23 protein-coding genes are annotated in these 25,122 nt (G+C 61.3%); 10 read left to right on the plus strand and 13 right to left on the minus strand.

Features of this window, described 5'->3' with window-relative positions; all coding sequences use genetic code 11:
* The first annotated feature begins 100 nt into the window (after positions 1 to 100).
* Together AC1D06_RS09460 and AC1D06_RS09465 are read left to right on the plus strand one after the other, a co-directional pair.
* Positions 101 to 670, plus strand: a complete 570-nt coding sequence (locus tag AC1D06_RS09460; RefSeq protein WP_477875999.1) for a hydrolase — start codon at positions 101 to 103, stop codon at positions 668 to 670.
* Positions 667 to 1,779: an AbrB family transcriptional regulator gene (locus tag AC1D06_RS09465; protein WP_477986019.1), complete on the plus strand. Its 1,113-nt coding sequence runs from the start codon at positions 667 to 669 to the stop codon at positions 1,777 to 1,779. Before AC1D06_RS09460 ends, AC1D06_RS09465 begins: the two co-directional genes overlap by 4 nt.
* Before the next feature lie 21 nt (positions 1,780 to 1,800).
* Here AC1D06_RS09465 and AC1D06_RS09470 read toward each other — a convergent pair whose 3' ends face one another.
* From AC1D06_RS09470 to AC1D06_RS09500, 7 genes are all read right to left on the minus strand, one after another.
* A complete protein-coding gene (locus AC1D06_RS09470) occupies positions 1,801 to 3,813 on the minus strand; it encodes an aldo/keto reductase (RefSeq protein WP_477986020.1) in 2,013 nt (670 codons plus the stop codon).
* Positions 3,814 to 3,957: 144 nt separating this feature from the next.
* A complete protein-coding gene (locus AC1D06_RS09475; protein WP_477876002.1) occupies positions 3,958 to 5,046 on the minus strand; it encodes an ABC transporter ATP-binding protein in 1,089 nt (362 codons plus the stop codon).
* Positions 5,043 to 7,298, minus strand: coding sequence for a glycoside hydrolase family 2 protein (locus AC1D06_RS09480; RefSeq protein ID WP_477986021.1), 2,256 nt, complete (start codon positions 7,296 to 7,298; stop codon positions 5,043 to 5,045). The genes AC1D06_RS09475 and AC1D06_RS09480 overlap by 4 nt, the downstream gene beginning before the upstream one ends.
* Before the next feature lie 9 nt (positions 7,299 to 7,307).
* Positions 7,308 to 8,123 carry a carbohydrate ABC transporter permease gene (locus tag AC1D06_RS09485; protein WP_477876004.1) on the minus strand — a complete coding sequence of 272 codons (816 nt, stop codon included), beginning with the start codon at positions 8,121 to 8,123 and terminating at the stop codon, positions 7,308 to 7,310.
* Positions 8,120 to 9,022: a carbohydrate ABC transporter permease gene (locus tag AC1D06_RS09490; RefSeq protein WP_477876005.1), complete on the minus strand. Its 903-nt coding sequence runs from the start codon at positions 9,020 to 9,022 to the stop codon at positions 8,120 to 8,122. The genes AC1D06_RS09485 and AC1D06_RS09490 overlap by 4 nt, the downstream gene beginning before the upstream one ends.
* 115 nt (positions 9,023 to 9,137) lie before the next feature.
* The gene (locus tag AC1D06_RS09495) at positions 9,138 to 10,406 is read right to left on the minus strand and encodes an ABC transporter substrate-binding protein (protein WP_477986022.1); all 1,269 of its coding nucleotides are present in this window, start codon (positions 10,404 to 10,406) and stop codon (positions 9,138 to 9,140) included.
* 124 nt (positions 10,407 to 10,530) lie between these two features.
* Entirely contained in the window at positions 10,531 to 11,598 is a 1,068-nt protein-coding gene (locus AC1D06_RS09500; RefSeq protein ID WP_477876007.1) for a LacI family DNA-binding transcriptional regulator, read from the minus strand.
* Between the two features lie 248 nt (positions 11,599 to 11,846).
* On the opposite strand from AC1D06_RS09500, the gene AC1D06_RS09505 reads away from it, so the two are divergent.
* The 3 genes from AC1D06_RS09505 (at position 11,847) to AC1D06_RS09515 (ending at position 14,948) form a co-directional block, all read left to right on the plus strand.
* Entirely contained in the window at positions 11,847 to 13,094 is a 1,248-nt protein-coding gene (locus AC1D06_RS09505; RefSeq protein WP_477986023.1) for an NAD(P)/FAD-dependent oxidoreductase, read from the plus strand.
* 10 nt (positions 13,095 to 13,104) lie between these two features.
* Positions 13,105 to 14,139, plus strand: a complete 1,035-nt coding sequence (locus AC1D06_RS09510) for a proline racemase family protein (RefSeq protein ID WP_477986024.1) — start codon at positions 13,105 to 13,107, stop codon at positions 14,137 to 14,139.
* A gap of 152 nt (positions 14,140 to 14,291) precedes the next feature.
* Positions 14,292 to 14,948 (plus strand): FecR family protein, encoded by a 657-nt coding sequence (locus AC1D06_RS09515; protein WP_477986025.1) that lies wholly within the window; start codon positions 14,292 to 14,294, stop codon positions 14,946 to 14,948.
* Positions 14,949 to 15,311: 363 nt separating this feature from the next.
* On the opposite strand, the gene recF is transcribed toward AC1D06_RS09515, so the two are convergent.
* Positions 15,312 to 16,433: a DNA replication/repair protein RecF gene (recF, locus tag AC1D06_RS09520; RefSeq protein WP_477986026.1), complete on the minus strand. Its 1,122-nt coding sequence runs from the start codon at positions 16,431 to 16,433 to the stop codon at positions 15,312 to 15,314.
* A gap of 189 nt (positions 16,434 to 16,622) precedes the next feature.
* On the opposite strand from recF, the gene AC1D06_RS09525 reads away from it, so the two are divergent.
* Positions 16,623 to 16,904 (plus strand): hypothetical protein, encoded by a 282-nt coding sequence (locus AC1D06_RS09525; protein WP_477986027.1) that lies wholly within the window; start codon positions 16,623 to 16,625, stop codon positions 16,902 to 16,904.
* On the opposite strand, the gene AC1D06_RS09530 is transcribed toward AC1D06_RS09525, so the two are convergent.
* Complete coding sequence (locus tag AC1D06_RS09530; protein WP_477986028.1) at positions 16,874 to 17,608, minus strand: type 1 glutamine amidotransferase; 735 nt, start codon at positions 17,606 to 17,608, stop codon at positions 16,874 to 16,876. The genes AC1D06_RS09525 and AC1D06_RS09530 overlap by 31 nt on opposite strands.
* 138 nt (positions 17,609 to 17,746) lie before the next feature.
* Here AC1D06_RS09530 and AC1D06_RS09535 point away from each other — a divergent pair, with 138 nt between their 5' ends.
* Positions 17,747 to 18,694 (plus strand): sugar-binding transcriptional regulator, encoded by a 948-nt coding sequence (locus AC1D06_RS09535; protein ID WP_477876014.1) that lies wholly within the window; start codon positions 17,747 to 17,749, stop codon positions 18,692 to 18,694.
* Between the two features lie 8 nt (positions 18,695 to 18,702).
* Here AC1D06_RS09535 and ung read toward each other — a convergent pair whose 3' ends face one another.
* From ung to AC1D06_RS09550, 3 genes are read right to left on the minus strand one after another with little or no spacing between them, the layout of a single operon-like run.
* The gene (gene ung / locus AC1D06_RS09540; protein WP_477986029.1) at positions 18,703 to 19,404 is read right to left on the minus strand and encodes a uracil-DNA glycosylase; all 702 of its coding nucleotides are present in this window, start codon (positions 19,402 to 19,404) and stop codon (positions 18,703 to 18,705) included.
* Between the two features lie 8 nt (positions 19,405 to 19,412).
* On the minus strand, positions 19,413 to 19,721 hold the full coding sequence (locus AC1D06_RS09545) for a HigA family addiction module antitoxin (protein WP_477876016.1): 309 nt from the start codon (positions 19,719 to 19,721) through the stop codon (positions 19,413 to 19,415).
* Positions 19,721 to 20,005, minus strand: coding sequence for a type II toxin-antitoxin system RelE/ParE family toxin (locus AC1D06_RS09550; RefSeq protein WP_477986030.1), 285 nt, complete (start codon positions 20,003 to 20,005; stop codon positions 19,721 to 19,723). Before AC1D06_RS09550 ends, AC1D06_RS09545 begins: the two co-directional genes overlap by 1 nt.
* A gap of 202 nt (positions 20,006 to 20,207) precedes the next feature.
* On the opposite strand from AC1D06_RS09550, the gene AC1D06_RS09555 reads away from it, so the two are divergent.
* From AC1D06_RS09555 to AC1D06_RS09565, 3 genes are all read left to right on the plus strand, one after another.
* On the plus strand, positions 20,208 to 21,419 hold the full coding sequence (locus AC1D06_RS09555; RefSeq protein WP_477986031.1) for a mandelate racemase/muconate lactonizing enzyme family protein: 1,212 nt from the start codon (positions 20,208 to 20,210) through the stop codon (positions 21,417 to 21,419).
* A 212-nt stretch (positions 21,420 to 21,631) separates the two neighbouring features.
* Positions 21,632 to 21,919, plus strand: coding sequence for a hypothetical protein (locus AC1D06_RS09560; protein ID WP_477986032.1), 288 nt, complete (start codon positions 21,632 to 21,634; stop codon positions 21,917 to 21,919).
* Positions 21,920 to 22,008: 89 nt separating this feature from the next.
* Positions 22,009 to 23,877 carry an FUSC family protein gene (locus AC1D06_RS09565; protein WP_477986033.1) on the plus strand — a complete coding sequence of 623 codons (1,869 nt, stop codon included), beginning with the start codon at positions 22,009 to 22,011 and terminating at the stop codon, positions 23,875 to 23,877.
* A gap of 6 nt (positions 23,878 to 23,883) precedes the next feature.
* On the opposite strand, the gene AC1D06_RS09570 is transcribed toward AC1D06_RS09565, so the two are convergent.
* The gene (locus tag AC1D06_RS09570; RefSeq protein ID WP_477986034.1) at positions 23,884 to 24,864 is read right to left on the minus strand and encodes a DMT family transporter; all 981 of its coding nucleotides are present in this window, start codon (positions 24,862 to 24,864) and stop codon (positions 23,884 to 23,886) included.
* Between the last annotated feature and the right edge of the window lie 258 nt (positions 24,865 to 25,122).

A 25,122-nucleotide genomic window follows, 5' to 3' on the forward strand; every position in this document is an offset into this window, starting at 1 on the left:
GGATATCCTCAACTATCTGTTTTGCGAGTCTATCCTCACATAACACGACAGATCTCTCCCGTCATCTCTCCGTTGCAATCCTGTCTCAAGAGGCATTCCCATGCTTGATCCCAAGACCACGGCCCTCGTTCTCATTGATCTGCAGAACGGCGTCGCCAGCAATCCGCAAATCCGCCCGCGCCTGGGCGCGGAGGTGGTCGCCAATGCCATTCCAACCGCCGAGAAATTCCGTGCCGCCGGCGCGCTCGTTGCCCTGGTGTTCGTCAACTTCGCCAAGGACTATGCCGACATGCCGTCGCGCAATGTCGACCAGCCGATGCAGCTTCCGCCGGGCGGCCTGCCGGACGGATGGTCGGATCTTGTCGAAGGCATCGAAGGCAAGGGCGATCTCAAGATCCACAAACGGCAATGGGGCGCCTTCCATGGCACCGATCTCGACCTTCAGCTGCGCCGGCGCGGCATCAACACCATCGTGCTCGGCGGCATTTCCACCAATATCGGCGTCGAATCCACCGCCCGCGCGGCCTGGGAGCATGGCTATGATCTGCAGATCGTCGAAGACCTCTGCGCCGGACCGAGCGACGAGGCGCATAATTTCGCCTTTACCACTATCTTTCCGCGCATATCGCGTGTGATAAAGAGTGAGAACATTCAATTCCCGGCATCATGACGACCTCTGCCCAACCAAGCACTCGGACCATTGCTTTTCGATGGTCCGGGCTCTTCTTTCTCTCGGCTGCATTCGTCGCCGCGCTGGAATTTCTGCGCCTGCCGGCGGCCTTGCTGCTCGGGCCAATGCTGGCGGGTATTTTGTTTTCCGCAGCGGAAAAAACGGTGAAGGTGCCGAAGCTGGTGACGGCCTTCTCGCAGGCGCTGGTGGGCTGCCTGATCGCACAGTCCATCCCTCTCTCCATCCTCACGGAAGTGGGCAAGGACTGGCCGATCTTCCTGGGCGGTGTGATCTCGGTGATCGCCGCCGGCGCCTCGCTCGGCTATCTGCTCGCCAAGCTCCAAGTTCTGCCCGGCACAACGGCGATCTGGGCCTCCATGCCCGGCGGCGCGTCGGCGATGTCGATCATGGCCGAATCCTTCGGCGCCGACATGCGGCTTGTCGCCTTCATGCAATATCTGCGCGTCGTCTGCGTTGCGGTCGCCGCCACAGCGGTCTCACGCATCTGGGTCAGTGCCAGCGGTGCTGCGCCGCCGGCAATCATCTGGTTTCCGCCGATTGCCGTGGTGCCGATGATCGAGACGATTGCGCTCATCGTGTTCTCAATCGTCTTTTCGCAGGTGATGAAGCTGCAGGCGGGGATTTTCCTGCTGCCGATGATGCTTGGGCTGGCGCTGCAGACGCTCGGCCTGATCCAGATCGAGTTGCCGCCTTGGCTGCTTGCGATCAGCTATGCCTTCATCGGCTGGAATATCGGCCTGCGCTTCACCCGGGCCATCCTTCACCACGCAGCAAGGGCGCTGCCACGTGTGCTCGGCTCGATCGTCATTCTGATCACGATCTGCTGTGGCTTTGCGGCGATCCTCGTCGAGGTCATGGGCGTCGATCCGCTGACTGCCTATCTGGCGACCAGCCCGGGCGGGGCGGATTCGGTGGCGATCATTGCCACGTCAACGCCCGTCGACGTGCCGTTCATCATGGCGATGCAACTGATGCGGCTCTTCGCCATCCTACTGACCGGCCCCCTCATTGCCCGTGCCATCGTCAAATGGTCGAAGCTGCGGGACGAGCCGATAGCGCCCGCCCCAAGCCAACTGCCGGCGGAGTAGTGCACCGCCGGCTCTCGTTTCTTATTGCCCGCTTTCGAGCCAGCGTACCTGCTCCGGGGTCAGCTTGATGTCCAGCGCAGAGAGACTGTCCTCGAGCTCCGTCAGGTTGCGCGGGCCGATCAGCGGGATCACCGGGAAGGGCTGCGCCAGGACATAGGCGAGCGCGACGTGGATCGGATGGCGGCCGAGCTTGGCCGCCAGTTCGATCGCCCGGTCGCGGCGTTCGAAATTCTTTTCCGAATACCAGCAGCGGACGATTTCCTCATCGTCATGCTTGTCGCGGCCGGCGCGGTCGGTGAAGAAACCGCGGCCCTGGCTCGACCAGGCAAAGTTGGTGATCTGCGTTTCGTTCAGCCAGACTTTCCAGGCATCGTCGGAGGCGGCGACGCAGCCGGCCCAGATCGGGTCCTGCATCTCGGCCAGCGCGAAATTGTTGGAGAGAGCGCCCGGAGCGGTCTTGCCGTTCTTTTTGGCATAGGCGATCGCCTCGCCCATGCGTTCGCGCGTCCAGTTCGAGCCGCCGAAAATGCCGCGGATACGGCCCGCTTTCACCTCTGCGTCCATGGCATCGACGAATTCGCCGACCGGGATTTCCGGATTGTCGCGATGCATGAAGTAGACGTCGATATAGTCGGTCTTCAGCCGGCCAAGGCTTTCGCTGAGCTGCTTGCCGATCCGGTCGGGATAGCAGAGCGGCGAATGCACGCCCTTGCCGATCAGGATGATGTCTTCGCGCGGCACCTTGCGGCTCGTATGCCAGTCGCCGAAGATCGATTCTGTCTTACCGCTGGCATAGATCCAGGCGGTGTCGAAGATATTGCCGCCGGCTTCGTAGAAGGCGTCCATGGTCAGCGAGGCGGAGACAAAATTCGGGAAGAATTCGAAACCGAGTGCGGCGACCGAACCCTGTTTCGCCAGGCCGGGGATGGAGCGACGCGGTAGAGCATTGCCGGGCTTAACCGGCGCGCCGGCGATATTGACGGTGCGCGTGGCCGGCTTCTCGACCTCGTATTCAAGACCGGCATCGGCGCGCCACTTGTCGAGAACCCGCATGGTCCCCAAAGAATCGGCATGATCCGTGCCAGGTGACGTGAATTCGGTCTGTCCCGCCGCGATGGCGCGGCCAACGGCATCGGCCTCGAAAGCATAGAGCCAGCCGGGTTCGGCGACCTCGACCACCTCTTCCGCGCCATCCGGCTTGATGATCCGGATCGTGCCGGTACCGCCCTTATGGCCGGAAGCGAACCAGAAATCCTTGACCTCTATGCGGCCATCGGAGCCGATGATTCTGAGCGTATTATCCTGCTGCGCCATGATGGAGCAGGAGACTTCGGCAATGATGCCGTTGGGGAACTTCAGGACTGCCGAGGCCCATTCGTCGGCGCCGGTCTGGCCGAGCTGGGCGATGCCGTGCACCGTCATCGGATCGAGGAAGGGCTTGCCATCGACGGCACCGGCGATCAGCCGCACCATCGAGACAGGATAGCCGCCGACATCGAGAATGCCGCCGCCGGCCGTCGCTTGTGAGAACAGGCGGTGTTCAGGCTTCACCGTGCCCATGTTGAAGCCGAAGCTCGACCGAATGAGGCGAACTTCACCCACAGCGCCGGATTTCACCAGTTCGACGATCTTCGCCGTCTGCGGATGCAGGCGGTACATATAGGCCTCGCCGCAGAACACGCCGGCTTTCTTTGCTTCGTGATAGATGGCAGCGGCGTCGAAGGCGGACAGCGCGATCGGCTTTTCGACCAGGACATGCTTGCCGGCGCGCACCGTCTTGATCGCCCATTCGGCATGCGAGGGATGCGGCGTGGCAATATAGACTGCGTCGATTTCTGGGTCTCTCAGCAGCGCATCATAGCCGTCGAGGATGTGGGCGCCGGGGAAACCCTCTGCCAGGCCGGGCTTGTTCGGATCGCGGCTGGCGATGGCCGCCAGAACGCCGGTGGCGGAATGGGCGATCCCATCCGCGAAGGTGCGCGCGATGGTGCCGGGGCCGATAATGCCCCAGCGAATCTTCTTGTTGTCGGACATGGCAACTCCTTTCGTGATGAAACAGGAGAAGCGGCGGGGAGACTAAGCCGACTTTCGTTGGCAAGCCAACGATTCATCCGCTTAGCCCCTTGTTTTGTCGCAGGTTCTTGTCGGAAAACCGTGGAACACTTTTCCGGAACCTGCTTAGCGCAGGCGCTTCTCGTTGCTGTCGAACAGGAAACAGTTCTTCGCCGGGATGCCGACGGTCAGCCGATCCTGCTTGCTCGATATCGAGCGCGATTCCTCGCGTTCGATGATGATCCGTTCGCCGGATCCGATATGGGCGTAGATATAGCTGGTGCTGCCGAGATGTTCGGCAACGTCGACATCGACCGCCAGATCCGCATCACCCTGGCCGGCCTCGACGAAGCGTTCCGGGCGGATGCCGATCGTGACCTTGTCGCCTTTGCCGACGGCTGCTGAAACGGGCAGAGTCAGCCGCACGTCCCGTTGGCTCGTCAGCGTGACCGTTACCTGGCTGGTGCTCGTCTCCGCCACTTCGGCGGCGAGAAAATTCATCTTCGGCGAGCCGATAAAGCCGGCGACGAACTGGTTGGCCGGGTCGTCATAGAGTTCCAGCGGCGCGCCGACCTGTTCCACGATCCCTGAACGCAGCACGACGATCTTGTCGGCCAGCGTCATCGCCTCGACCTGGTCATGGGTGACATAGATGGTCGTCACCTTGAGTTCCTTGTGCAACCGGGCGATCTCGACGCGCATATGGACGCGCAGTTCGGCATCGAGGTTGGAAAGCGGTTCGTCGAACAGGAAGACTTCGGGCTGGCGAACGATGGCGCGGCCGATGGCAACGCGCTGGCGCTGGCCGCCGGAGAGCGCCTTCGGCCGGCGCTCCAGCAAAGGTTCAAGTTCGAGGATCTTGGCTGCGGCCATGACTCGCTTTTCGATTTCAGCCTTCGGCATGCCGGCGAAGCGCAATGCGAAACCCATATTCTCGCGCACGGTCATATGCGGGTAGAGCGCATAGGATTGGAAGACCATGGCGATGCCGCGCTTGGACGGGTCGACATCGTTCATCGGCTTGCCGCCGATCGACAGCAGGCCGGAAGAGATGTCCTCCAGGCCGGCAATCATTCTGAGCAAAGTCGACTTGCCGCAGCCGGACGGTCCGACGAAAACCACGAATTCGCCCGACCTTATGTCGAGATCGACGCCCTTGATGATTTCAAGGCTGCCGAAACTCTTGCGGATGGCGGCAAGCTTCACATCGCTCATACCTGGTCTCCGACCGTAAATTCAAGCGTCTGATCATCGAAGGCAGCGCAGGATACGCTGAGCTCCAACGTGCCTGCCGTCTCGCCCGCCTCCACCCAGAAGCCGGTGGCACCGCCCTTGAAGGTGACGGCGGACGGGCCCTGGATACGGCCATCGCCCTTGAGTGCCAATTGCACCGGCTCTTCGAAGAAGGGCAGAAGATTGCCTTCCTGGTCGAGCGCCCGGAGGATGACACGAACGCTGTCCCTCTCTCCGGCGCGCAATTCCGTGTCGTCGGCAGCGACTTCGAGCCGTGTGGGCACGGGATCAGCCGGCAGGGTCATGGTCTTCACCGGCTTGCCGTCGACATAGCCGGTGATGATGCTTTCGCGCCAGACGCGGCCCCAGGTGCCGAATTCCTGCGGGGTGACTGTGCGGAGGTCGACAACGACAGGCGGGTGGACGAGATGCGGGTAGTTCTCGCGGTCCGGCATGATCCGCTTGGGTTCGAATTCACCGAACTTGAGCTCGATATAGTCGCAATTGGTAAGGATGATCAGCGGCAGCACGCCGCCGATATTGCGCTCGCCGCGCGCCCAATAGGTCACCGGCTGCAATACCACTCCACCGGCCGGATCGCCCTGGGAGGAATAGGCAAAGGCGGCAAATTTCGGCTCGCGGAACATGTCGAGCACGCCGTGATAGCAGATGCGGTCGCCCGAGCCGAAATCCTTATGCGTGTTATAGTCGAACATGCACCAGCCGGTGGAGCCGGAAATGTTGCTGTCGCCGGCCACCGCGTCGAGGATGAGCAGATGGCGGGTCACGTGCTCGGCCTGGCGCTGCTCCTGGTCGAAACGCTTGGTCGGGTACATGTGGCCGTTATATTCGGTGATCATATAGGGGATCGGCCGGGTGATGCCGGTCGTCTCGACCCGGTCGCGCAGCACGACGCGACCGCGATTGTTGCCCGGCATTTCCTCCTGCCCGAGGATGAAGTCGTTCATGGTGTAGACGTCTTCGAGCAGTTCGGAATTGGTGATGAAGCGGACGCCGCCGGTCTGGCGGGTCGAATCCAGTTCACGGGCCAGCCGGTTGGTCTCGGCATAGAAGGTGTGATTGTCCTGGCTCTCGTTGATGCGCACGCCCCAGATGATGATCGACGGGTGGTTCCAGTCGCGCTCGATCATGCGGCGGACATTTTCGATCGATTCCTGCTGCCAGGCCTCGCCGCCAATATGCTGCCAGCCGGGGATTTCCTCGAACACCAGGAGGCCGATTTCGTCGCACCGGTCGAGGAACCACGCCGATTGCGGATAATGCGAGGTGCGGACGATGTTGCAGCGGAGATCATATTTCATGATGTCCGCGTCTTTTTCCTGCGGCCGCCTGCCCATGGCATAGCCGGTATAGGGCCAGGCCTGATGGCGATTGAGGCCGCGGAGTTTCAGCGGCTTGCCGTTCAGCAGGAAACCGTCCGGCGTATATTCGGCGGTGCGGAAGCCGAAGCGGCTGGAAAAACTGTCCCGGCCGGCCTCAGTCTCGATCGTCGCCGTCAGCTGGTAGAGCACCGGATTGTCGATATCCCAGAGTTCGAGGCCGGTGAGATCGTCGATCTCGATCGTGGTTTCGAGGCCTGCCAGTTCCATAGCCTGGGTGATGATGTGCCGGTCATCGGCAGCGGTGATGGTGACGGAGAGCGTGCCTGCCAGCGCGCGGTGTTCGGGATTGGCGAGAATGACGCGGGCTTTTACCGCCTTGCTCTCGGCCAGTGGGTCCGGCGTCTCGATCTTGACATTCTTGATCGCGACCGGGCTCGTGACCTTTAGCCAGACGTCGCGATAGATGCCGGCATAGCAGAGATAGTCGATCTGACCGCCGAAGGGCGGGATTTCGGGGTTTTCCGAACCATCGACCTTCACCGTCAGGATGTTGTCGCCCTTCCTGAGATGCGGCGTCAGCCGCGCCTCGAACGGGGTATAGCCGTCCTTATGGGCGATGATCTTCTCGCCGTTCAGCCAGACGACGTTATCGGCCATGGCGCCGTCGAAGACCAGCGAGACTTCGCGGCCCTCGAAATCGTCTTCCCAGGCTATCAGCTTCTGATAGGTGAACGGCTTCTGGTAACGGGTTTCGTCGAAGTAGTTGTAAGGAAGTTCGACGGCGCTGTGCGGCAGGCGGACCTTTTCGCCGATCTGCAGTTCATGGACGCGATGCTCGGCAAAGCCCTCCGCGAAAATCCAGTTGCCGTTGAAATTCTCGTATCTGCGCATGATAAATTCCTATTTCACCGAACCAAGCATGCCCTGGACGAACTGGCGCTGCATGGCGAAGAAGACGAAGATCGTGGGAAGCGTAGCAACGATGGTGCCGATCATCACTGTGCCGTAATCGGGATAATAGGCCGAGCCGAGCGAGGAGACGACGAGCGTGATCGTCTTCATGCCGTTGGACTGCAGCACGATCAGCGGCCAGAGATAATTGTTCCAGTTGAGCATGAAGACGATGACGAACGCCGCCGCATAGGTCGAGCGCATCACCGGCACATAGATATAGAGGAAGATCTGCCATTCCTTCAGCCCATCGACCCTGGCGGCATCGCGCAGTTCCGGCGGGAAGGCCTTGGTCGCCTGGCGGAAATAGAAGATGATGAAGGCCGACGCGATCATCGGCAGCATGATGGCGATATGCGTGTCGATCAGACCGGCCTTGGCCATGATCCGGAAGAGCGGGATCATCAGCGCCGCGAACGGCACGAACAGCGTCAGCAGCACCAGCGAATAGACGCGATCGCGCCATTTCGAGTGGAACACCTCGAAGCCGTAGCCGGCGAGCGAGGAGACGATGATCGTCAGAAGCGTCGACAGGATCGCCACCTTCGCCGAGTTCCAGAACACCAGCGGCAAGTCCACCTTGGCCAGGAAATTGCTGATATTGGTCATCAACTGCGTGCCGAACGACACTTTGCCGTCGATGATGTCGATCGACTTGTTGGTGGCGCCGATCACCATCCACAGGAACGGAAACACCGACAGGAAGGCTGCGAGCCCGAGGAACACATATTGCGCCGTGTTCTGCGCGAGGCGGGACAGATTCATGTGCGCTCCCTCGCGAAATAGAACTGGATGAGCGCGAGAAGCGCCACCATGACCACAATCACGTAGGAAACCGTCGCTGCGTAGCCGTAGCTTGGCACGTAGCGGAAGGTCAGGTTGTAGATATAGAGCGACAGCGTCAGCGTCGAATCAGCGGGACCACCCTTGCCTTCGGCGCTCAGGTTATAGACTTCGTCGAAGAGCTGCAGCGTGCCGATGGTCGAGGTGATGGTGGTGAACAGGATCACGGGCTTCAACAGCGGTACGGTCAGGTGGACGAAGCGTGCCCAGGCCGGCACACCATCGATGCGCGCCGCCTCGTAGACCGAGCGGTCGATGTTCTGCAGTGCTGCCAGATAGAAGATCATATTGTAGCCGGTCCAGCGCCAGGTGATGGCGATGACGATCAAGACCTTGGCCCAGAAGACGTCGGTGAACCATTGGATCGGCGCGGACGCAAGGCCGATGGCGATCAGTGTCGAATTGACGATGCCGTCGACCGAGAACATGCTCTTGAACAGCACCGAATAGACGACCAGCGACGACACGCAGGGCAGAAAGATCGCCGTGCGGAACAGGCCGACGAAGCGCAGGTTGGGATTGTTGAGCAGGCTGGCGAAAATCAGCGCCAGCGTGATCATGATCGGCACCTGCACGACGAAAAAGGTCATCGTGTTGCCGAGCGCGTGCAGGAAGACCGGGTCGCGCGCCAGCCGCTCGATATTGCCGAAGCCGGCGAATTTGATGATCAGCCCCTTGCCCGAATAGAGCGACCAGCTGAGCGAATCGAGGATTGGAAAGGCCAGGAACAACGCCATCAGGGCCAAAGCCGGCAGGACGAACAGCCAGCCGTTGACATCGTAATAGAAGCGTCTCGCTGAGCCCGATCGCGCGGCAGCCACGGTGCACTTGCTCCTTAGAAAATGGGGGGCGGAAACAGCAATCCCTCAAGGCGAGCGGCGTTCGCCGCTACGCCCCGGGGAGGAAACGGGCCACGAGGGCCCGTCCGGGAGTTTCTTACTGCATCTGGTCCTTGGCCTGGCCTTCGATCGCCTTCAGGACGTCGTCGACCGGCGTGCCCTTGGCAAGCGAAGGCAAGTTGGCGGTCACGGCGTTGTCGACTTCATTGGTGAAGACGCCATAATTGACCGGCGGAACCTTGGCGAGCCAATCGGAGAAGTTCTGCCAGACCTTTTCGCCACCGAAGAACGGATCGGCCGCCGAATAGGCCGGACCCTTGCGGGCAGTCATCAGCGAGCCGACAGCGCCCTGGTCGATCAGGATCTTCTGGTAGAAGTCGACGTCCTTGGCATAGACTTCATTGAGGAAGTCGATCGCAGTGTCTTTTTCCTTGGACGCCGAGAGCACGTACCAGCTCGAGCCACCGAGGTTGGAGGCATGGCCGGCGCCGTCGATGGTCATGGCCGGAATGGGTGCGACGCCCCATTTTTCAGCCTGGTCCTTCTGCGCCTTGACCGTGCCGGTGATCCAGACGCCGGTGATGACGGAAGCGACATCGCCCGAGGTGAAGGAAGCGACCCAGTTGTTCCAGCCGGCCGTCGGCTTGTAGATATTGGCCTGGAGAATCTTGCCTTCGGTCTCAAGCGCGCCCTTCAGAGCCGCATTGTTGGTGATCGAAAGGTTGCCGTCCTTGTCGAAATACCAGCCGCCGGCAGACTGCATGAGAATGCGGATCAGGCCGGCATCGTTGGGGTCGACGCCCATCATCTTGTGGCCGGTCTTGGCTTCGACAGCCTTGCCGATCTCGATGTACTTGTCCCAGGTGAGGTTCTGCATGTCTTCCGGCTTGTAGCCGGCCTGGGCGAGATAGTCCTTGCGGTAGTAGAGGCCGGTGACGCCGGAGTCGAAGGGCATGCCGTAGACCTTGCCGTCGACGGTCATCAGCTGCACCTTGTAGGGCGCGAAGCCGGTATAGTCGATCTTGCCCGACAGCTCGGCGAAGGAGCCGGGGAAGGACTGCAGATATTTCTGCGCGCCGTAGTCTTCGATCAGCACGATGTCGGGAAGCGCATCCGACGTGCCCGAAGCCAGGCCCGTCTGCAGCTTCTGCTCGACGTCGGCCTTGGCGAAATCGACGACGTTGAAGGTCGTGTCGGGATGCGCCTTGGTGTAGCGCGCGCCGGCTTCCTTCATGATTGCGACGTTGAAGTTCGGATCCCAGCACCAGATGGTGACCTGGCCGGCATAGGCGGCGGTGGCGGCAAACAGGCTGACGCCTGCAACGGCTACGGCGGCGAAGCGTTTTAGAATACGGGACTTTTCCATCTTATCCTCCCTCGAAATGGATTGCCTGAAGACGGGTTCCTCTCCCGTCTTGCGGGGAGTATTTCCAAAATGAGGGAAAAGGCAAGAAAAATTTCAGTAAATATTTATTGCAGGTGCGAAGAGCCTAGCTTTGCACCGGTTTGCGACTGCTCTCGCGCCAGATCATTTCGGTCGCGATTGTGACGTTCTTGGTGTAATCGCGACCGGCCAGGCGCTCGACCAGAAGGTCGACCGCGGTCTCGCCGATATGCTCACCATGGATCTTCATGGTCGAGAGCGGCGGGGTGAGGAATTGGGCGACCGGAATGTCATTGAAGGAGACGACCGCGATGTCGTCGAGAACTCTGAGGCCCGCCTCCGCCATTGCCCGATAGGTGCCGATCGCCATGTTGTCGTTGGCGGTGACGATGACATCCGGCAGCGGCTTCAACTGCAGGACTTGCTTGGCAAGCATATAGCCGGTTTCCAAGCGCAGATTCTGGCCGGAATCGCAGCTTTCGCCGAGCACCAGCAGCGCGGGATCAAACTGGCCGCGCTCCTTCTGCCAGTCGATATAGGCCTTGCAGCGCCGCTCGCCAAAGGGCTGGGTTTCGCCATTGAGATGTTCGTAGGAGCCAATGAAGGCGATCCGCTGATAGCCCATGGCATTGAGTTCATTGAGGATTTTTCGCGTTGCGAAAGCGACGTCGGGATGCACGCAATCCATCGTGTCCGACTGCGGATCGAAATCGGCGAAGACGACGTGACGGCAGTGATCGGCAAGCCAGGCGATCTCATTGTCGGACTGCTTGCCGACGACGATGACGCCCGAAACGCTTTCCAAGAGAGCCGGGTCCGGCAGCGTATCGGAATGAAAGATCTTGACGATTTCCGTGCCGTGCGCCCGGCAGCGGTTCTCGATGCCGAAGCGCACGCCAACATAATAGGGGTCGGCAAGCTCGTCGTAAGGCTCGAGGAAATGCACGATGGCAAGCCTGGAAAGCGGCGTTGCCGGTGCGGGCAGGTAGGCGGCGACATTGCCGTTGACGCGATTGCGGTTGCGCGGCGTCGCATAGTTCAATGCTTCGGCAGTTTCGATGATCGCCTGGCGCTTGGCCGCGGAAATCGACAGCGCCGGATCGTAATTCAGCACGCGCGACACTGTCGTGGACGACACCCCCACAGCCTTGGCGATTTCCTTGATGGTGACCATGCCCGACAATCCGGCTTCTTGTGGGTTAAACTCTCACAGTTTTCCCGTCGCTGGAAGAGTGAGCGAGTAAATATTTACTGACTTTTCGCCACGAGAAGACGAACTGTCTATTCCGCTTTGCCGGCTAAGTCGAGGGCTTGTATTGCGGCCTGTCATCGCGGAAATATTTCCGCCGGCCAGTTTTCAAGCCCAGTGAACTGATATATCAGATTGCCTCGAAGACGCCGTAAGGGCGGCAAAGGTCTCGCATGGAACACAAGCATCCCGTTATTGTGGCAGGCGCCGGCATTATCGGCGCGACGATCGCCCATGAGCTCGCGGCGCGCGGCGAAAAAGTCATTCTCGTCGACCGGCAGGAGCCCGGCCTGGGTGCCTCCTTCGGCAATATGGCAAGCATCGCCGTCAACGGCTTCGACGCCGTCTCGCGGCCGTCCACCTGGCGAAAAATTCCCGGCTGGCTGATGGATCCCCAGGCGCCGGTCACGGCCGATCCCATCTATGCAGTGAAAATGCTGCCGTGGTTCCTGAAATTCCTCGCCGCCGGCCGGCCGGCGCGTATCCGCGCCATCGAGGATGCCGGTGCGAGCCTCGCCACCCGCTCACTTGCCGACCTGAAGGTGCTGCTCGACCGGATCGGCGCGCGCGACATGTTGAGCCAGGCGACCTGCCTGTCGCTCTACGAGAGCGAACGCGCGTTCGAGGATGACCACGGCAATCGCGAACTGATGCAGCGCTACGGCATGACATACGAGGTGCTGAGCGGCGGCGAGATCCGCGAGCGCGAGCCGCAGCTTAATCCGGCAATCATCAAAGCGACGCTGCTGCCGGACAATCCGTTCATTTCCGATCCTCATCTGCTGGTCAAGCGCCTGGTCGAGGCGGCTCAAGCGAATGGCGCCGAACTGGTCACCGGCGATATTGCGCGTGTCGAACGCGACAATCGCGGCGTCACTGCCGTGATCCTCGGCGACGGGCGCCGCCTGGAAGCCGACAGGCTGATCCTTGCCATGGGTGCTGAGACCGGCGCATTGGCAGCGTCGCTGGACGAGCCGTTTCCGCTGGAAACCGAGCGCGGCTACCACACGCAGATCATGTCGCCCGGCATCGACCTGACCTATTCGCTGATCTGGCCGGAACGCGCCTTCATGGTGACGCCGACGGCGGGCGGCGTCCGGGTCGGCGGGTCGGTGGAAATGGCGGGGCTGAAGAAGCCGCCGAACTGGCGGCGGGCGCRCATCCTCGTCGAACATGCGAAATTCGCGCTGCCCGGCCTGAAAGTTGAGAATTATACCGAATGGATGGGCCATCGCCCCGCCATGCCGGACACCATCCCCGTCATATCACCCTCGGCGAAGACGAATGGCCTTTATTATACGACCGGCCACGGCCATTTCGGCGTCACCTATGCGGCGACCAATGCACAATTGATGGCCGACATGGTTCAGGGCAGGACGCCGGCGGTCGACATGCGGCCGTTCCGGATCGACAGGTTTTGAGGATAAAGAAATGCGTTGGAAGCGGACCATTCAGCTCGTCGATGTGCATTGCGAGGGCGAGATCGGCCGGTTGGCGACCGGCGGCGTGCCGAACATCCCCGGCAATTCGATCGCCGAACAGTTGAACTATATCAACACGGTGGATGACAGCATTCGCCGTTTCCTCTGCCTCGAGCCGCGCTCCGGCCCGCTCGGCTCGGTCAATCTGCTCCTGCCGCCGCGGCGCGAAGGGGCGGATGCCGGATTCATCATCCTCCAGGCCGACCAGGCGCATGCCATGTCCGGCTCGAACGCCATCTGCGTGACGACGGCGCTGCTCGAAATGGGCATTGTCGAAATGAAGGAACCGGAAACCGTGGTCATGCTCGACACCGCCTCGGGCCTGGTCAAGGCGACCGCCACCTGCAAGGATGGCCGCTGCGAGCGCGTCGAACTCACCATGCCGCCGTCCTTCGTGCTCGATCTCGACGTCGAAGTGCCGACCGAGCACTATGGCAAGGTCAAGGTCGACATCTGCTATGGCGGCATTTTCTATGCCATCGCCGATGCCTCAGCCGTCGGGACGTCGATCAGCAAGGCCAATGCCCGCGAACTGGTCGAGGCTGGCATGCTGCTCAAGGAGACCATCAACCGGACGATGAAGATCGTGCATCCGGAAATTCCGGAAATTTCCGGCGTCGCCTATGTAATGTTCCGCGGCGAGGAACCGGATGGCGCGGTGCGCACCTGCACGACCATGTGGCCCGGCCGCGTCGACCGTTCGCCCTGCGGCACCGGCAGTTCCGCCAATCTCGCCACGCTTCATGCACGGGGCAAGGCCAAGGTGGGTGACGTACTGACCTCGCGTTCCACCATCGGCACGGAATTCCGCGTCGGCCTCAAGGACGTCACGGAAATTGCCGGACGCCCCGCCATCATCCCGACCATTTCCGGCCGCGCCTGGACGTTCGGGCTGACGCAGGTGGCGCTCGACCCATTCGACCCGACGGCGGAGGGCTTTGCCGTTACCGATGTCTGGGGCCCGGAGGCCGGCGCGATCAGATAGAGCGATTGTTTCAGGCTCTGTTCCCGCGGGAACATCGTCTTGAAACATCGCCAGCGATAATGCCGTGGAATTCGAAGGACAGTCGACTGACGCTTGGAAACCGGCAGCGGTTGGCGTAGTCTTTGTGGACAGCTTTCAGGAGGCTCCCTGCCATGTTCGGTAAGATATTCTACATCAACAGAGGCCTGACGCGACGCGAGACGCTTGGTCTCGCCGGCGCGCTGGCGCTGTCGCATGCGCTGCCTGCCTTCGCCGACGACGCAATCGGCCAGGTGCTGGAAGCCAAGGGCGACGTTCTCAAGAGCCAGAACGATATCGAGACCAAGCTCAAGATCGGCACGGCACTGATCAACAACGACCTGATCACCACCGGCGCCAAGAGTTTCGCTTCGCTGACGCTCGGCTCGGACACCAAGATCAATATGGGCGAGAAGACGGAAGTCCTGCTTGACAGCTTCCTTGCAGAGCAGGGCGGCACGCTGGACCTGGTCAACGGCGACATGGTGTTCGACCGGCCGGAAGGCAAGCCGAAGATCGATCTGACCATCCGCACCACGTTCGGCCAGATCGGCGTGCGCGGCACGAAATTCTTTGCCGGCCGCAATCGCGGCAACTATGCCGTCTTCGTCGAGCACGGCCTGGTCGAAGTCATGAGCGGCATGAGCGTACGTAAGGTCGGCGCCGGTGAAGGCGTGGATATCGCCTCGGATGCCAGGACCCGCTCACTGTTCGGCGGCGACGTCTCGGACGTCAAGAGATGGGGCAAGGGTCGCATCGAAGAGGCCTACAAAAGCGTCGGCCTGATGTAATCTCATTTGCTGAAAGCCCATCAAGATCTCCGGATGCTCCCGGAGATCTTTGTTTTTGCGCGTGCCTCGTCAAACGCTGCACAGTTTCGCAAAACATGCTTTTGAAAAAGGAAAGACCGCCATGGCTGGAGGGCTATGCCATGACGGTCTTTTTATGAAGCGGACAAAGAATAAGGGGCGTCTCGGTCCGCATGTCCGGGCCGGCGGGGGACGTGCCGGTTTTCCGGAGGGGACAGCCAAAGGGGCACGGCTGTCTGTACTCATTTAGATGGCGATTCGATTATGTCATTTCAATGAAGCAGAATGCGACTTAAACATTAAAAAATGTTAATGCAAGCACGGGTGCCCGCAGCAGAACCACATTCAACGCGAAATCGTACCATGTGTGACCGTGAAATTTTCTGCGCGGTCGCCGAGCGCATCGAAAAGATGCCGATCCGTACCGGTCATGAAGGCCTGGCCGCCAATATGGTCGATGAGATCGAAGAGGGCGGCGCGGCGGCGCGCATCGAAATGGGCGCCAATCTCGTCGAGCAGCAGAATGGGGGCGGCGCCGGTCATGTTGGCGGTCAGTTGCGCGTGCGACAGGACCAGGCCGGCCAGGAGCGCCTTCTGCTCGCCGGTCGAGCAGAGGCTTGCATCGATGCCCTTCTGCCGGTGGGTGACGATCAGATCGGCGCGATGCGGCCCCTCCAGCGTCCGCCCGGCCGCCTGATCGCGAAAGCGGCCTTCCTGCAGCAGCGCCAGATAGCGGTCCTCCAGATCAACCGCCGGCAGGCCATGCGCCTCGTCGAGGAAACCGGACAGATGAAGGTCGGCGGCCGGAAAGGCCGACCCGACCTCGCCGCGCTCACCGAGCCGGGTCAGCAACATCAATAGTTCACTGCGCGCCAGCGCCATGGCCACGCCGAGGCTCGCCATCTGCGCTTCGATGCCGGCCATCCAGTCGGGATCGTAGCGGCCTTCCTCGAGCAGCTTATTGCGCATCTTCATGGCGCGCTCGAAATCGGCGGCCCGCCGGCCATGGGTTGGATCGAGTGACAGGACCAGCCGGTCGAGGAAACGGCGGCGATCGGAGGCAGGGCCGGTGAACAGGCCGTCCATTGCCGGCGTCAGCCAGAGGATGCGCAGGTGATCGAGCAGTTCGTCGGTCGATTTCGCGTCGGTGCCATTGATGCGCACCCGCCGCGAGGCGGCGTCGCCGGCAGCAAGGCCGGTGCCGATCTCGACCGGCCCCTCCATGCCGTCGATCTCGGCGAAGATGGAAAAGCCGCTTTCGGCACCCTGCAGGCTGATATCGGCATAGACGGCGCGTCTCAGCCCTCGCCCGGGGGAAAGCAGGGAGACGGCCTCGAGCAGATTGGTCTTGCCGGAGCCGTTCTCGCCCGTCAGCACGACATGCCGGCCATCAAGCGTAAGCGCCGCCGTTCCGTAATTGCGGAAGGCGGTGAGCGCGATACGGCGGATGGCGATTTTCTCGGGCATGAACCGGCGGGGGTTTCCTGCAAACTTGAATCAAATCGGCGCGGTCTGTTGCGTGGCGATACACAAAATCGGCGATGCAGACAATTTTATTGATCGCCTTAAGCGGCTTTCAAGCGAGCCGGACTAATCTGCCGTCATGACCGGATGCCACAACAACAATCGGCACCGAAAATGGACAGGGATTGGAACATGAAAAAGCTCGTCTTCGCATTCATGGCCTGCATGGCCGTTTCCACTTTCGCATCGTCGGCCAGCGCCATGAATCTGGGAGCACTGACCCGCACAAGCCCGACGGCTGCCGTCGAACTCGTCGCCGTCACCGAACCGGCCATCTGCCGCGATGCCACCTGCGGTCTGGGCGACCGGCAGGCGTCGAGCGTGGCACCCGTGATCCACGTCATCTTCGCCTCGTTCAGCCAGTTCGTCGGCAAGGCCAGCCATCAGCTCATCGCGGCGGCCTCGGCCGCCTGAAGCTCTCGCACCAGGGCCACCCAGGCCCGCGCGATGCTGAGACCGGCCGCATCGGCGGCCGGACCGGAACGTTGCGCCGTCGCCGCATAGTCCGGCAACCAGCCGGGATGCTTGCGGTCGAGCATGTCCTTGAATTCGGCGTTCCATTTCCCGACCACGCCACGATCCGCCTCGAAGTGGAACTGCGTGCCATAAGCCGCACGGCCGATGCGGAAACATTGGTTTTCGACCGCCGGGTTGCGGGCAAGCCGCACCGCGCCGTCGGGCAGGGTGAACGTATCGCTGTGCCATTCGAAGATCGGAAAGCCGGCTTCGACCGCTGACAGGACCGGATCATCCTTGGCGGCCTCCGTCAGTTCGACCTTATGCCAGCCGAATTCCGGCGCCGTGCCGATGAGGTTGTTCGCGCCATAGGCGCGGGCGAGAATCTGGCTGCCGAGACAGATGCCGAGAACCGGCCGGCCGGCGTCGCCGAAGGCCCGCATCAGGCGCGCAAGTTCCGGCAGATAGGGATGGCTATGGTCGTCGACGGCGCTCTGCTCGCCGCCGAACACTGCAATCGCATCATGGTCGTGCGAGCCTGACGGCAAGTTGTCGCCCTTCCATGGCCGGCGGATATCGAGTGCTGCGCCCACTTCGGCAAGTGCCGCCCCCACCTGCCCGAAATGGGTGTTGGCCATGTTTTCGACGATCAGGACCCGCATCTTTCCGCCTCGATTCTCGTTTGCCGTCCAAAATGGGGCCATCCCGCTGAAAAGCCAAGCGTCTCAGCGGAAATTCCCACTGGCGGAAGCATATCGGCCTATTTATGATATGATCGACAACGGAGATTTTTCGGCGAAATGGCCAAGCGTTCCAGCCGTCTCGATGATGCCGCGCGTGCCGGCTGGCTCTACTATGTGGCGGGCAATACCCAGGACCAGATCGCTGTGAAGCTCGGCGTTTCCCGGCAGTCGGCGCAGCGTCTCGTCTCGCTCGCCCGCTCGGAAGGCCTGGTGCGAGTGCAGATCGATCATCCCATCGCCAACTGTCTCGAGCTTTCCGACGCGCTGCGCGAGCGCTTCAAGCTGAAATTCGTCGATGTCGTCCCCACCGATCCCGGCTCCGAATCGACCATTACCGGGGTCGCCGAGGCGGCGAGCGCGGAAATGGAGCGCTGGCTCAGGCATGAGGAACCGGTGCTGATCGCCGTCGGTACGGGGCGCACATTGAAAGCAGCCGTCGAACTTTTGCCGCGCATGGATTGCCGCCAGCATCGCGTCGTGTCGCTGACCGGCAATATCGCGCCGGACGGATCGGCCGCTTATTACAACGTCGTCTTCACCATGTCGGACTCGGTCAATGTCCGCTCCTTCCCCATGCCGCTGCCGGTCATTGCCTCCTCCCCCGGCGAGCGCGAAATGCTGCATGCCCAGGCGATGATCCGGCCGACGCTGGAACTGGCGGAAAAAGCCGACGTCACCTTCGTCGGCATCGGCGAACTCACCGACGATGCGCCGCTCTATGTCGACGGCTTCATCACCACAGCCGAGCTCAAGGCGCTGCAGAAGGCTGGCGCGGTCGGCGAAATCGTCGGCTGGGCCTTCGATTCCGAGGGCAAATTCATTCGCGACATTACCAATGAACGGGTCGCCTCGTCCCCAATCCCGCCGAGAGACACATCATTGGTGATCGCCGCCGCCAAGGGACCGCGCAAGCTGCCGGGCATTCGCGGTGCGATTCATGGCGGGCTGGTCAATGGGTTGATCACCGATGAGGAGACGGCAGCGAAACTGTTACACGGCGGCTGAACCGCAACCTATTCGGCCACCACATCAGGCTTTTCCGGCAATTGCCAGTCGATCGGTTCCATGCCGTTTGACGTCAAAAACTGATTTGCCTTGGAAAAATGCCGCGAGCCGAAAAAGCCGTTATGCGCCGAAAGCGGCGAGGGATGCGGCGCCTTGAGCACCAGATGCTTGCGGGTGTCGACGAAAGCCACCTTGCGCTGCGCATAGGAACCCCAGAGCATGAAGACCGCCGGGCTCTCCTGCTCGTTGACGCGGGCGATCACCGCGTCGGTGAATTTCTCCCAGCCCTTGCCCTGATGTGAGGCGGCGAGCGAGCGCTCCACCGTCAGCACGCTGTTGAGCAGCAGCACGCCCTGCTTCGCCCAATATTCGAGATAGCCATGCCGCGCCGGCGCGATGCCGAGATCGTCCTCCATCTCCTTGTAGATATTGACCAGAGACGGCGGGATGCGCACGCCGGGCCGGACGGAAAAGCAAAGCCCATGCGCCTGACCTTCGCCATGGTAGGGATCCTGGCCGAGGATGACGACCCTGACCTGACCGAGCGGGGTGAGGTCGAGGGCACGAAAATACTCCGAGCCTCTCGGGAAAATGACCTTCCCCGCCTGCCTTTCTTCCTGCAGGAAGTGCTTCAGCGACGCCATGTAGGGACTGGCGAATTCGCTCGCAAGCGCCTGCTTCCAGCTGTCTTCGAGTTTGATGTCGCTCATTGAAATCCCTACTCTGCCGGCTGGTAGCGCTTGACGTCGATTTCATCGGCATGCTGCCGCATCATGACCGTGTCGTACCAGGCCTGCATCTTGAGAAGCGTGTCCATGTTGACGCCGAATGCCTTTTCGATCCGGAGCGCCATTTCCGGGGTCAGCGATGCCTTTTCGTTGATGAGATCGGAAAGCGTCGCCCGGCGCACATTCAGCACATCGGCCGCCTTGGAAATCGAGAGATTGAGTTCGTCAAGAATTTCCTCGCGGATGAAGGTGCCGACATGTGGTGGCGTCATGCCGATTTTCGAAACCAGTTCGCTCATCAGTGGTAGTCCTCCAAGTCGAGATCGGAAATCTCGCCATCTTCAATCAGGAAGGTAATGCGCCAGTTGCCGGATGCAGCAATGCTCCAGACGCCGGCGCGATCGCCGGCCAATTGATGAATTCGCCATCCCGGCGGGCCGCGTACGCCGTCGATATCATCAGCGACGATCAACGTGGCCAGGATGTTTCTAACCCTATTCAAAAGGTCCGGACGAATGCCTTTTGCATCATCGCCTTCGATGAAGCGTCTGAGACCTTTGTGCCGGACGGAACGGATTTTCATCGCTCAATACATGTACGGTCTTACCGTACGAATTGCAAAGAAATATTGTTATTCGAATGGAAGCGGATATGCGTTCTCTCCGCAACTTCGATCTCCTGTTCTCCACAGCCGGTTCAAATTCCGCCTCGATCCTGACGGTTTGCGGCAGGCGTCGCGGCGCAAAATCAGCTAGGAGTGTCGCAACCAATTCGAGGGAGCGAGCATGAAGATCACCGATGTGAAAACCTGGGTCGTCGCCAATGAGGCCGGCTTTGGCGGACCCTATTTCATCTTCGTCAAACTGACCACGGACGGCAATGTCGTGGGTTATGGCGAGGCCTATAATGCCACGTTCGACCCGCATCTCACCGCCAAGCTGATCGAGGACYGCGCCGCCCGCTATCTCGTCGGCCGCGATCCGCACGACATCGAGACTTTCTTCCGCAATTGCTATTCCTCCGGCTTTTCGCAGCGGCCCGACATCACCATGATGGGCTGCTATTCGGCGCTCGAAATCGCCTGCTGGGACATTATCGGCAAGGAAGCCGGCAAGCCGGTCTACAAGCTGCTCGGCGGCCAGGTGCACGAGGCGCTGCGCACCTATACCTATCTCTACCCAAAGACCGGTTCCGTCGTGCCGGCCGAGATCGCTGACCAACGCAATGTCTACAACGACCCGGAAATCGCTGCCCGCACGGCGCTCGAATATGTCAAGGACGGCTTCAATGCGATAAAATTCGACCCGGCCGGTCCCTATACGATCTATGACGGCCACCAGCCGCGCCTTATCGACATCGAGTTGTCCGCCGCAATGGTCAAGGCGGTGCGCGAGGCAGTCGGCACCAAGGCCGATATCCTGTTCGGCACACATGGCCAGTTCACTGCCTCCGGCGCGCTCCGGATGGCCAAGGCACTCGAACCCTATGATCCGCTGTGGTTCGAAGAGCCGGTGCCGCCGGACATGCCGGAAGTGATGGCGCAGGTGGCGCGCGGTACCTCGATCCCGATCGCCACCGGCGAGCGGCTGACGACGAAATTCGAATTCGCTCGGCTGATCGAAAACCGTTCCGCCACGATCCTGCAGCCGGACCTCGGCCGTTCGGGCGGCATTCTCGAAACCAAGAAAATCGCCGCCATGGCGGAAGCCTTCCACATCCAGATAGCGCCGCACTGCTATTGCGGCCCGATCGTCGCCGCCGCCAATATCCAGATGGCGGTAACACTGCCGAATTTCCTGATTATCGAGGCGATCAAGACGTTCGACGGTTTTCACGAGACGTTGCTCAAAAAGAAGATCGAGTGGCAGGACGGCCATGTGATCCCCTCCAAGGAACCCGGCCTCGGCGTCGAACTCCGCGAAGACATTCTCGACGACTATCCCTTTTCCGGACCGCAACTGCACCTCTCCATGGTGCCCAGGGCGGTTGGCGGCTGAGCGACAAAACGGTCTCTATTTTGCAAATCCGACCAGTGGTAATGCTTTCGCCTCGAACCGGGGCGAAGGCGGAAAATGGAAAACAGTGACAGCCTGACCGGCGTCTGGCACGGGCTTTACACTACACCACCCAGCCTCAAATCCCGGAAAGCCATTTCGTCTGCGTTCTCATGGAAAGCGGTGGCCGACTGACGGGCACGATCCATGAAAGCATGAATCATAATGGCAGGGCGGCCACACAGGAGAATGCAATAATCGAAGGCCTTCACCACGAAAGTGCGATCAGCTTCATCAAGACCTATGACGGYAGCGGGGTGCAGTCCCATTCGGTGGTTTATTCCGGCAACGTCAACGCGACGCGTGACGAGATCGAGGGAATGTGGACGATTGCGGTCGAGCGGCGCAATCTCACTGGCCGATTTCTGATGATCCGGAAGCGCGGCGAAAAGCAGCGAAAGAAAAGCGTCCTGCATGCGAGGCAGGATGTGCCAGCTTTCTGAAACCAGGACATAGGCGAGGCATGAGTCTCGGAATTGTTTTCCGGTCCGGGTGAATCTAAGCTGGATCCGGTAAAATATGCCGACACGCCATGCCCGATCCGAAAACGAATTCAGACATTCCTCCGCCGATGAGGCCGGCCTTTCAACTCGGCTCCCTGTTTGCGTTGCGCAAACCGGTGGTTCGGCGCTGGCCATTCGCGCTGCGCGCCGCCCTGGCAATGGGTGCGCCAGCGGCGATCGGCTGGCTGGCCGGTGACCTGCCGGCGGGTTTGATGGCGACGATCGGCGGGTTCACCGCCGTCTATGGCAATGACCGGCCGTTCCTCAACCGCGCCTTTCATCTGGGCGCGATCGCACTGTCCTTCGCACTCGCCGTGATGATCGGCGTGGCGGCGGGCAGCACGGCATGGCTGGTCATTCCGGTGATCACGCTGCTCGCGACCGCTGCCGCCTTCCTGTGCAGCGCGCTGAAGGTCCCTCCACCGGGCGCCTATCTCTTCACGCTGGCCGTTGCCGCCGGCACGGCGATGGGCGCCGAGCATTTGCTCTGGTGGCATGTCGGCATGCTCGTCTTTGCCGGTGGCGCCTTCGCCTGGGTGCTGCATATGGCAGGAGCGGTGTTCGCGCCGCGCGGGCCTGAAATCCTGGCGCTCAAGACGGCTGCCGGCGCGGTGCGCGATTTTATCGCTGCCGTGGGCACGCCGCGCATGGACGCGGCCCGGCATCAGGCGGCGACGGCTCTGCATCTTGCCTGGACGGCGTTGGTCGGCCAACAGCCGGTCCGGCCACGTCCGGACGGCACGCTGACGCGGTTGCGCACCGAAGGCCGGGAGCTGCATATGATCTTCGCCGAGACGATCAATGCCGCGGCCGCCGGCGAACCCATTCCGCAGGCGAATGTCGACCGAGTAAAGGCGATTGCCGCGCAGGCAACAGCGCCGCGGGACATAACCGATCCCGGCCATGTGCCGCTGGGCCGCGTCAGTGGCTGGCAATTGCTGGAGGAAGGCATAAGGCCGGGCGCGCAGGCTTTCGAAATCGGCCTGCGCGTGGCTGTGGCGTCGATGATCAGCGGCGTGGTCGGCTGGGCGATCAATATCGAGCATGCCTACTGGATCACCGCCGCAGCGGTGCTGATGCTTTATCAGGGGCTCGACTGGGCAACGATGCTGCAGCGGGCGATCCAGCGCGTCGGCGGCACGCTCGTGGGCACCGTACTGGCGGGCGGCGTTCTGCTGCTGCATCCCGAGGGACTGTGGCTTGCCGCGACGATCGTCGTGCTGCAATTCATCATCGAAATGCTGGTGCTGCGGAATTACGGCATCGCCGTTATCTTCATCACCGCGATTGCGCTGACCATCGCGTCAGGCGGTCATGCCGTGCCTGACATCGGCCATCAGGTCTGGATCCGCGCCCAAGATACGATGCTTGGCTGCGCGATCGGGGTCATCGTTTTTACTCTTCTGGCGAAGCGCGGCGCCAATCGAGCCATCTCGCAGGAATTGTTCCGCACCCTGGCGGCCATCGATCTGGTCGGGCAACATCTCGCGATCGGGGACGCCGATACGGCCGAAGTCCGCTCCGCACGGCGCAATCTGCAACATCATACGATGCTGCTGCTGCAGAGTTTCGATGCCGCGGTCGGCAGCAGTGCCGAGGCGAGGACGGCGGCGGAGCCGCTCTGGCCGGCGGTCGTCGCCACGCAAAGGCTCGCCTACCGCCTGCTTGCCGCTGCCTGGCAGATAGAAGCCGCCACGGCCGGTGGCCGCAACATCTCATTGGCCAGGGACTTGTTCGGCGAGGACGGCGGCGAGCAACTGCATGCCTGTCTTGCCGCGGTCATCCATGCGATTCACAGCGGTGTGGCAGCACCATCCGCGCCCAACATTCCGGCCTTTCTGTCGGCGGAAATCCGGCTTCTCAGCAATTCGCTCGTCACGTCGCCAAAGCGCGCTTAAAAGCCACTATGCCGGTTTGTTCTCGCGTGCAGCGGGCGACGACAGGGCGAACAGGCCAGCGGCAGCGATCAGTACGGCGCCCACAATGGTGGCCCGATGCGGGATCTCGCTGAAGAACAAATAGCCCCAGAGCGAGGCCCAGAGCATGGCACTATATTCGAAGCTGGTGACCACGCTTGCCTTGGCGATCCGGTAGGCATTGGTGAGCAGCGTCATGGCGACCGCCGCGATCACGCCGCAGGAGGCGATCAGAAGGAAATCGAACACCGTCGGCCAGACCCAGGGCCGGACAAGGAAATCAAGCGATTTGTACGGCGCGTGCTGGATACCGGTCAGATGGCAGAAGCCGGCAATGGCCAAAGCGCCGACAAGATAGACGCCGTTTTGATAGAAGGCCATGACGGTGGCGGTGGTTTGCGACCCCAGCTTGCGGGCAAACAACATGGCGAGCGCATAGGTCAGCGCCGAAAACAGCGACAGAAGTGCTGCCGGTTCGAAAAGGCCTGCCCCCGGTCGCAGCATGACGATGACGCCGACGAAGCCGACACTCACAGCGGTGATCCGCCGCCAACCGATCGCCTCGCCCAGCAGGAAGGGAGCGAGTGCCAGCGTGAATAGCGGCACCGTGAGATAAAGCGCCACGGCATCGGCGAGCGGCAGCGCCGGAAAGGCCATGTAGTAGGTCGTATAGGCAAGCAGGAGCAGGAAGGCCCGGCCTGCCAATGGCCAGAATTCACGTGAAACCAGTGCGCCCAGCCCGGCCTCGAAATGCACCATGACGATGAGGATCGGCGCCGAGACGAAGCAGCGCGTCGCAACGACCTGCGGTAGCGGATATTCGCCTGACACCGCCTTGATGACGGCGTCCTGCAGCGAGAAGATCAGTATGCCGGAACAAAGATAGATGATGCCGAGCGTGGCGCGGTTCTGCACATGGCTCTCCCGATTGAGGTCGCCATAGTGGATCAAAGCCGAACCTAATGTCACTCAATCCGCGACATCAACCATTCGACCGCGACAATCGGTCGTCAGGCGCGGACCAAAGGCCGGTATCCGGACGTGTTCTGCTGCGGACTGCTCAACGCTGAGCCGCAGGGTTTTTATGCGCCTGCCGAGATTGCTCGTGACGCTGTCAACACGGTGTCGATGTCCGTCCGAGACGCATCGGCGCGCGTCACGTTGGGATTGCGCACTCGGGCCGACCGATGCTGCGGCCAAGCCTGTTGTAAGAAGATCGTTCTCCAT

Source organism: Rhizobium sp. P2_G2 (assembly GCF_056403555.1).